The following is a 2,442-nucleotide window of genomic DNA, read 5'->3' on the forward strand; positions in this document are numbered from 1 at the left end:
GTCAACGACCTCGGAGAGTCGCTGAATCAAATGCAATAGAATGAGCGTCACAGAAGCAACCCCGGTTGCCAAAAATGCGGCCGTTCCCCACCATACCGCATTCAGTCCCTTCTTTAGCAGGGGTCCCTTCCGCACTAACTCGAACAGCCAAAGCAACACCGCGATCGCGCGGGTCTCACTCATAAGATGTGCCCAATAGAATTCGTGGAAATCGACGTCTCGACGCCCTTCAACGGTTTCGATTCCGGGTGCGGTGAGAACGGAAAGATCGACGTCTATCCCGCTCATCTCGGGATGAAGCCAAAGTTTGGTGCCGGGCTTTAGCACTGCTGAAACAACACCTCTCACCGTTTCAAGCGCGCGCTGATTTCCGATACCGTGAATCACCAGCACCGCGGTTCGCATAGGCGAAGTATGAGATGAAACCTTGTTTGTAGAGTCCATTTGCAAATAGCTCCACCTTGCAGCTTATGAACTACTCTTATGGCGATCAAAAAAACGACTAAGGACCCTCATCAACAGGCGGCGTGCCCCAAAAATAAGAAGGTTTTTAAAAGGTGATGCGAGCCAATAACGCTACCAGTGGTTTAGCGGCCTTTGCAAGGCTAAAGTCATCGAGCTTCCGGCCGCCCAGCGCCTGCGCTTAGGAGCGTACAGGGGCACCCTTGTCAGTTGAGACAAATCGAAACCCGCTCGTTGAATTCGGCAAGCGTCATCATGCTCGAATCACATATCCCGGCCTATAACTGCGCTCAGAACCTCCGATCCGCCGACCTGCAGGAAGCCCGTCATCTGATTTGGCGGCTGTTACGGTTCGCCTGAAGGCTTGCGAATGGATGGAAACGGGCCGGCGGCTCTAGTTGAAGGGCGATGAACGCCGGGATCCGCTCGCGAGCGCCAATTGCCGCCTCTGACCTGCCCATCAAGCCTCGTGGCATTCCTCGGGTCAACGACGGTCGCCGCTTCCTCAACGGTAGACAGGCGGAGCGGCCAAACTATTCACCGACGTGACGGGGCGTCCGGTAAATAACGCCCTACTCCAACCATCATTGGGAATTTCTTGACGGAGAGCCGGTTTCTGGTCGGCCCGATTTCTTAGCCGCTCGTGGCGATGGCGTGCATTTGGGCCTTAAGTTCGGCGATAGTCAGGCCGCCCGGTTTCTTGCCGCCGTTTTTGAACCAGATCGGGTCCGCTATTGCATAGGCTTCGTCGACATATTTTGCGAAAAAATTCCATGTCATCGAGAAATATTCGCCCCATGATATGACGCGTGCTGTCGCATCGTTGTACCCGGCCAAGATGACGGCATGTCCGCCAACAATTGCAGAGTCGCGCTCCTGAACATCCCATATGGCTGGAGGCTCGCCGAGTACGGGATGAATATAGCGCGGAACGTTCAGGCCGATATAGGCGATGCCGCAATCTGCGATCGTTCGCTTCACGTCATTAACATTGCGCGGGTCGACTTCTAAGTAGGCCGTTATTTTATGCGTTAGGCCGGCTGGACCGAGTGGCGCGCCTTCTCTCAACAAATAGGACAATACCTTCTGTTCGCTGGCCTCCGGCCCGCTGCCTGGTACACCCGGCTGATAGCCGCAGGCCGAGATGTAAAGCCGCCTAACATAATCGTCGGCGACGTCGAGCATGTGTCTTGCTGGCGATGAATTGAAGCTCCAGACCTGAAGCGCGTGATAATAAGCTGCGCAAGTGCAATCATTGAGCTCGATGTTCAGCATCGTGCCCAAGCTTGGGGGCATGCCGTTCGTGTAATCGATCTCTAGCGGAGGCGGGTCCTGATGCCGGCCGGCAACCAGGGCACTGAGGTACGGAATGCGGGGATCATGCTCCCGTCGGAGGCGACCAAGTTTTCGAGCGTTCATGAGCAGTCCGGTTCACTGGCGGCTTGCTTTCAGGGCTGCCAATCTCCGCCTTTGGGCACTTGTCTGCACTGCCATTGTCCGCCAATGCATTTGCAACGTATTTCATTGTTTGGATCGTTGTGCACGGGGAACTTCCTATCAGGGCTGCCCGGAGCACATACGCCGGCGCCGCCCGCTAGACCGACCGCTGCACGTGCCCTTCTCGGAGCTGCCTTCTTGGCTTTTTTGGCTGCCTTGGCTGCCTTTGCTTTCTTCGCCTTCTTGGCCATCGGATTTTCCTAAGGTGCTGAGCGTTTATTTGGTTAACGCGGGTTTGTAAGCGAGTTGGCGACGGTTCGTCCGAAGTCACCAGCTTGCTGAGCGCTCGCTGCGGTGCCCGTCAGACCGTTGCTGTTGCCTGGTCCCATGGTGATTTGGAGGTCATGCGTCCGGTCGCGCGAAGCCGTCGCCAGCGTACCGGTGGGGTTGACGTTGACGTTCGTGAACTTCCACATCGGGGTCAGTCCGGCCGCCGTCGTTATTTCGAAGCTGACTTCGTAATAAATTACGTTTTGCTTGAGG

Annotated in this window: 1 protein-coding gene and 2 pseudogenes; all 3 read right to left on the minus strand. The window is 55.9% G+C overall.

Going from position 1 to position 2,442, the window contains the following annotated elements; all coding sequences use genetic code 11:
• Window positions 1-444 (minus strand): annotated as a pseudogene (locus tag WCB02_RS42095) (hypothetical protein); the annotation flags it as partial.
• Between the two features lie 651 nt (window positions 445-1,095).
• Entirely contained in the window at window positions 1,096-1,737 is a 642-nt protein-coding gene (locus WCB02_RS42100; RefSeq protein WP_423968969.1) for a hypothetical protein, read from the minus strand.
• 446 nt (window positions 1,738-2,183) lie between these two features.
• Window positions 2,184-2,442, minus strand: a pseudogene (locus WCB02_RS42105) (hypothetical protein); the annotation flags it as partial.

The sequence above is a fragment of the Bradyrhizobium sp. genome, from assembly GCF_049581145.1.
In the GTDB taxonomy this organism is placed as follows: Bacteria; Pseudomonadota; Alphaproteobacteria; order Rhizobiales; family Xanthobacteraceae; genus Bradyrhizobium.